The 5,256-nt window shown below is 64.3% G+C and carries 4 protein-coding genes and 3 pseudogenes; 5 read left to right on the forward strand and 2 right to left on the reverse strand.

The features are described from left to right. Window positions 1-294: pseudogene (locus G6R20_RS18180) on the reverse strand (ATP-binding protein); the annotation flags it as partial. A 51-nt stretch (window positions 295-345) separates the two neighbouring features. Here G6R20_RS18180 and G6R20_RS18185 point away from each other — a divergent pair. The 3 genes from G6R20_RS18185 (at window position 346) to G6R20_RS18195 (ending at window position 3,163) form a co-directional block, all read left to right on the forward strand. Then, entirely contained in the window at window positions 346-663 is a 318-nt protein-coding gene (locus G6R20_RS18185; protein ID WP_163377254.1) for a transposase, read from the forward strand. Window positions 664-752: 89 nt separating this feature from the next. Beyond that, window positions 753-2,408 carry an IS21 family transposase gene (gene istA / locus G6R20_RS18190; protein ID WP_240341562.1) on the forward strand — a complete coding sequence of 552 codons (1,656 nt, stop codon included), beginning with the start codon at window positions 753-755 and terminating at the stop codon, window positions 2,406-2,408. After that, a complete protein-coding gene (locus G6R20_RS18195) occupies window positions 2,405-3,163 on the forward strand; it encodes an ATP-binding protein (RefSeq protein ID WP_007633699.1) in 759 nt (252 codons plus the stop codon). The genes istA and G6R20_RS18195 overlap by 4 nt, the downstream gene beginning before the upstream one ends. 552 nt (window positions 3,164-3,715) lie before the next feature. Here G6R20_RS18195 and G6R20_RS18200 read toward each other — a convergent pair. After that, on the reverse strand, window positions 3,716-4,099 hold the full coding sequence (locus tag G6R20_RS18200; protein ID WP_067718095.1) for a hypothetical protein: 384 nt from the start codon (window positions 4,097-4,099) through the stop codon (window positions 3,716-3,718). A 290-nt stretch (window positions 4,100-4,389) separates the two neighbouring features. Between G6R20_RS18200 and G6R20_RS18205 the strand changes: the two are divergent. Next, window positions 4,390-4,875 (forward strand): annotated as a pseudogene (locus tag G6R20_RS18205) (recombinase family protein); the annotation flags it as partial. A 119-nt stretch (window positions 4,876-4,994) separates the two neighbouring features. Then, a pseudogene (locus tag G6R20_RS18210) lies at window positions 4,995-5,256 on the forward strand (IS21 family transposase); the annotation flags it as partial.

The following is a 5,256-nucleotide window of genomic DNA, read 5'->3' on the forward strand; positions in this document are numbered from 1 at the left end:
GTGGCGGCCGCGTGAGGTGTCGGCTCGGTAGAAGCGGTCAAAGAGGTGGTCGAGGTGGTGTGGGGCGATTCCTTCGCCGGAGTCCGACACGGTGATCTGGACGTGGCGGCGCCCTACCTGCCCGCTGATGACGGTGACGGTGCCGCCGGCGGGGGTGTGGCGAAGTGCGTTGTCCAGGAGATTGCCCAGCACTTGTCCGATGCGGTCGGTGTCCACCGTCACCGGTGCGTCGTCGACGTGGGTGTGTAGCTGGACTCCCTTGTTCTCGTATCGTTCTCGGACGGCGTCGACCGCACGGGTGAGGTTCCCCCGGATCCGTAGAGGGATCAGCTATAAGGGGAAGCGATGCCAGAGAAGCGCCAGAAGTACGACCGGGAGTTCCGTGAGGGAGCGGTCCGGATCGTCGAGGAGACCGGGAAGCCGATCGCCCAGATCGCCCGAGACCTTGGGGTCAACGCGGGCACCTTGGGCAATTGGGTCAATCAGGCTAAGGAAGCTCGGGAGGGCACAGAAGGCCTGTCCAGGGGCGACATCGAGGAGCTCAAGCGGCTGCGAGCAGAGAACGCGGAGCTGAAGATGGAGCGTGATGTCCTCAAGCGATCCGTGGTGTTAGGGACGTGCTTCGGAAAGCAGGGTTCTGATGATCGGGTAGCGCGAGTATGAGCATCGGATAGCGGTGCCGGTCCTCGTGTGCTCGTGTCGGTTCTACGCGTGGCAACAAGGCTGCGCGTGGATCCGAACAGGAGGCACGGGTGACTGATTACCGATTGGTGATGTCGCTACTGCTGCAGGACAGGTCCTACCGGGACATCGAGGCGATCGCGGGTTGCTCGCATCGCACTGTCGCGAAGGCGAAGAAGGTCTGCCACGAGCACGGGTTGACCGCCACGAGCCAGGTCGAGGCGCTCAGCGGCGAGGAGATCGACGTCTTGTTCGCAGATGGGCGCAAGACGCCGTCGAAGGAGTTCGTCGCCTTCGACGTGGCGGCGACCGTGAAGAAGCGCACGGGCAAGAACAAGCTGCCGCTGCGGGTGCTGTGGGCCAACTACCTCGACAGCGACGGATCGCCGGGGCAGCGGCACTACAGCTATCAGCGGTTCTGCCAGATCGTCGGCGAGTACGTCGAGGTCAACGAGCTGACGATGCGGATCGCGCACGTGCCCGGGCACACGATGCAGGTCGACTGGGCGGGCACAAAGATGGCGATCTTCGACCCCGTCCTCGGTACCAAGACCACGGTCTCGGTGTTCGTTGCGTCGCTTCCGTACTCGGGGTTGGTCTTCGCGTGCGGCTGCGTGGACGAGAAGATGGCGAACTGGCTCGACGCGCACTTACAGGCCTTCGAGTACTTCGGCGGCGCGGCGCAAGTGATCGTCCCGGACAACGCCTCGACGGCATCGAACCAGATCGCCCGCGGCGACCGGGCCCGCGAGGTCAACCGTGAATACCGTGACTTCCTCGAGTACCACCACACCGCCGCCGTGCCCACTCGGCCGGTGCGCCCGACGGACAAGGGCAACGTCGAGGCCGGGGTGAAGGTGGTGACGAACTGGGTGATCGGACGGCTGGCCGATCGGCGCTTCGCCAGCCTGGACGATCTGAACGAGGCGATCGCCGCCGAGGTGGAGGCGATCAACGACCGGATCCCGTTCCGCGGCCAGAAGACCAGCCGCCGCGAGCTGTTCGCCGAGCACGAGCAGTCCGAGCTGATCGCTCTGCCCGAGGTCCGCTGGCAGCCGGTCATCTGGAAGAAGTCCAAGGTCAACCGGGACTACCACGTGGAGATCGCCACGGTGAAGTACTCGGTGCCCTACACCTTCGCCGGCCAGCACGTCGATGTGAAGATCACCGGCCCCACACTGGTGGTCATGGCTGGCGGTGAGGTCATCGCCTCCCACACCGTCTCCGGTAAGCGGCACGCGTTCGTCACCGACCCTGACCACGTGCCCGCCCAGCACCTGCAATCATCCGACCTGTGGTCACGGGCCTACTTCGTGCGCCAGGCCCACAAGATCGGACCGAACACCGTCGCCGCGATCAGCGAGGTCCTCGATCGCCAGCGGATCGAAGCGCAGGGCTACCGTTCATGCCAGAACATCCTCGCCCTGGCCCGCGGCGACAACAAGCAGCTCCTCGAGCGGGCCTGCGGGCAACTCGTCTCTGAGACCGCACGCCGGGCGATCAGCTACACCGCCGTCAAGCAGCAACTGGCGGCCCTGAGGACCCAGGCCGCCGCCCGGCCCACCACCACGCAGCCGGCGGTGGCGGCTACGACGGACCGGCTGGAGCCGCCGCCGGGTCGGCGAGATACCACCGGGGCGCATCTGGCCGGGCCCGAGCAGTTCAGCCTCGCCGCCCTCACCGGAGGCCCGAGCAGCGGCACTGCGGGGCAGGAGGAGCTGCAGTGACTGATCGTCATCTCACCGACGCCGACATGCCGCTGTTCACGCAGCTGCGGATGACCGCGTTCGGCCAGACCGTCATTGACCTGGCCAACGATCCCGCCTGCGACGAGTGGACCTTCTCGGAGAAGATCTTCCACGCCCTGGACAAAGAGATCACGGCCAGGCAGGAACGCCGGACCCAGAAACTACTCAAGGCCTCCAGATCGCCAAACCCTGACGCCTGCGTAGAAGAGATCCGCTACCTGCCTGACCGCAACGTCAACCGCGAGCTAATCGCACGACTTTCCAGCTGTCAATGGATCGACGCCACTCGCAATCTCGTCGTGCTCGGCCAATCCAGCGTGGGCAAGACCTACCTCGCCCAGGCGCTTCTCAATGCCGCGTGCCGAAAGTACTACACCGCGAGGTTCTTCCGGCTCGACGACCTGGCCAACCGGCTCGCCGTGCTGGAGCCGACCTCGCAGCGCAGGCTGGACTTCCTCACTGATCTGCACAACTGCGACCTGCTAGTGCTGGACGATTTCCTGACCACGCCGGTGGCCCCGCACACCGCGGCGGAGCTGCTCAACATCCTTGCCGCTCGGGAGGGGCGGGGCTCGACGCTGGTGACCTCGCAGTTCGATCCGCCAGATTGGTACAAGTCGCTCCAAGACGCGGTCATCGCCGAATCGATCCTCAACCGGATCGTCGCCGGCGCCGAGATCATCGCCCTCGACGGCCCGAACATGAGACGACACCTCGCCACGGCAACGCCATAGCGGCCCAGCGGTCGGACGGGTGAACTCCGCTATCCGATACCCGTCCGACCGCTACCCGATCATCAGAACCGCGCTTTCCGAAAGGCGTCCCAAACATTGTAATCGTCGCTGCCGCTGAACCCGAGAAAAGCGATAGCTCCGCAGATCGACAGCAGCACAGACACGGCGGCCGTAGTTCTTTGCATGCCTCGACCCGTGGCCCGAAAGGAAATCCAGATGATCCACGCCCAAAGCGCGAGCGACATCGCTACAGGCGGCAGGAGCGGGACGAAGAACGCCTCCACTTTTGCCTCCCGCCTGCATCGACGTCTCTGCCACGAAAGGCTTTGCCAGTGACAGTCGCGGTGACGGGCGAGTGAAGCCCGCCCCGACGTGAGTTGGCTCCTGCCCGTCGCATAGGTAAGGAACGCGGTTTACTCGTCTCATCCTTACTGGGCCTTTGGTGTAAAGGTGGCCGATGCCCGACGACCTGATCAGTCTCCAGTCGATGTTTCTGCACCCCGCGGGGATCCGACAGGGCACTGGAGCTGCACCTCACGGAATCTGGCTTGGCTACAGACCAGGAATCATGCCGGGGTAGAGGAAGACGTTCGGCGCAGAAACCGAACCGAGGTTGAAGCCGAAGATCAGTTTGAGTTTGTGCGGGTGCCCATCGCGATCGGCTTGCCAGCAGTCGTTGAACGCACGGAAGCCGCTACACACGATCCGGGTGGAGTGCCCGAACGGGGTGATAATCCGAACTCGCTGATCGGCCGGGTTGTAGAACTCCGGTTGATCGGAGGTGAGGACATAGGGGCCAGCATCCACAGGACGCACCGCGCTACCTGGGCCCGGGTCGACTGGCCATGCATCCTGCGCACTGGCCGATCCCGCGCCGGCCAGTAGACATACGGAGGTAGCTGAAACGGCCAGCAGAGATCTGAGTGCGCGGCGCATACGGTGTCCTCGGTAGAAGTGGTGGGGTTCGATTCAGTAATCGTTCCGAGAGCGAACTGCGTTAACAATAGTGCTCATAACTTCGGCCCGAAATCGATACGGGTCGCGGACCCCGCTCCACCCTCGTCATCGGCATCACCCGACACCGCCAAACAAACCTGCGAAATCCCGCCAAACGAAGGTGAGAGTCACAGTTCTCGCTGTAGCGCAGGGTGGGTTAGCCAAGTTATGAAACGTCGTCTCTCCGGGTCTAGGGTGTATTGATACGCCGGATGCGGGGAGGGCCTTCAATGGCGGATCGGATTGGGACGCTTCTGAGCCGTTCGGGTGACGGTGGCGAGGAGGTGCTCATCGTCAGCCGCGGGAAGGCGCGGACTCGGTTCCGTCGCCGGGACGAGTTGGGCTGGAACTTTCGGGTGGAGTCAACGGACTCGGAGAACATCGTCGAGGGGAAGCCAAAGCCGGATCCGACGTCGGTTCGCCGGGCCTCGCGTCCGCGCGGGCAGAGGGTGGCCTATGTGCGGGTGTCGGCTGCGGATCAGAATGAGGCGCGTCAGCTCGAGGCGGTGGGGGAGTGTGATCGGGTCTATGTCGAAAAGCAGTCTGCGCGCTCGCGCGCCGATCGCGAGAAGCTCGCCGAGTGCATCGGGTACCTGCGCGACGGTGACGAGCTCGTCGTCGCGTCAATGGACAGACTCGCTCGTTCCCTGGTCGATCTCAAGCAGATCGTTGGTGAGGTCACTGCCAAGGTGGCAGATAGGGCCAGTGGGTACGCCTAGTCCGGCGATCCGGTACTTCGATTCCGGCGACTCGGTACTCCTTGGGGCGGGCGGGGTGGTCTGCTCGGGGTGAGGCGGCGCGACTGCGCCGCTTCTTCCTATTTGAGGAGGCTGATGTGGCCGAGTACAAGGCCATCATGACGTTGGCGCTGGCCGGGCATAGCTACAGCGAGATCGTCGCCGCCGTCGGGTGTTCGCGTCGGGAGATCGCGGCGGTGAAGAAGACGATCACCGCGTACGGCATCACCGCCGGCCAAGCGTCGTCGATGAACCCGGCCGAGATCGCCGGGATGTTCCCCGACGGGCGCAAACGCGTCTCGGAGGACTACGCCAAGCCCGATTTTGATCGGGTGCCGGCGTCGATKAAGTTCAACCGGC

The sequence above is a fragment of the Dietzia sp. Alg238-R159 genome (assembly GCF_900537145.1).
Lineage (GTDB): Bacteria > Actinomycetota > Actinomycetes > Mycobacteriales > Mycobacteriaceae > Dietzia > Dietzia kunjamensis.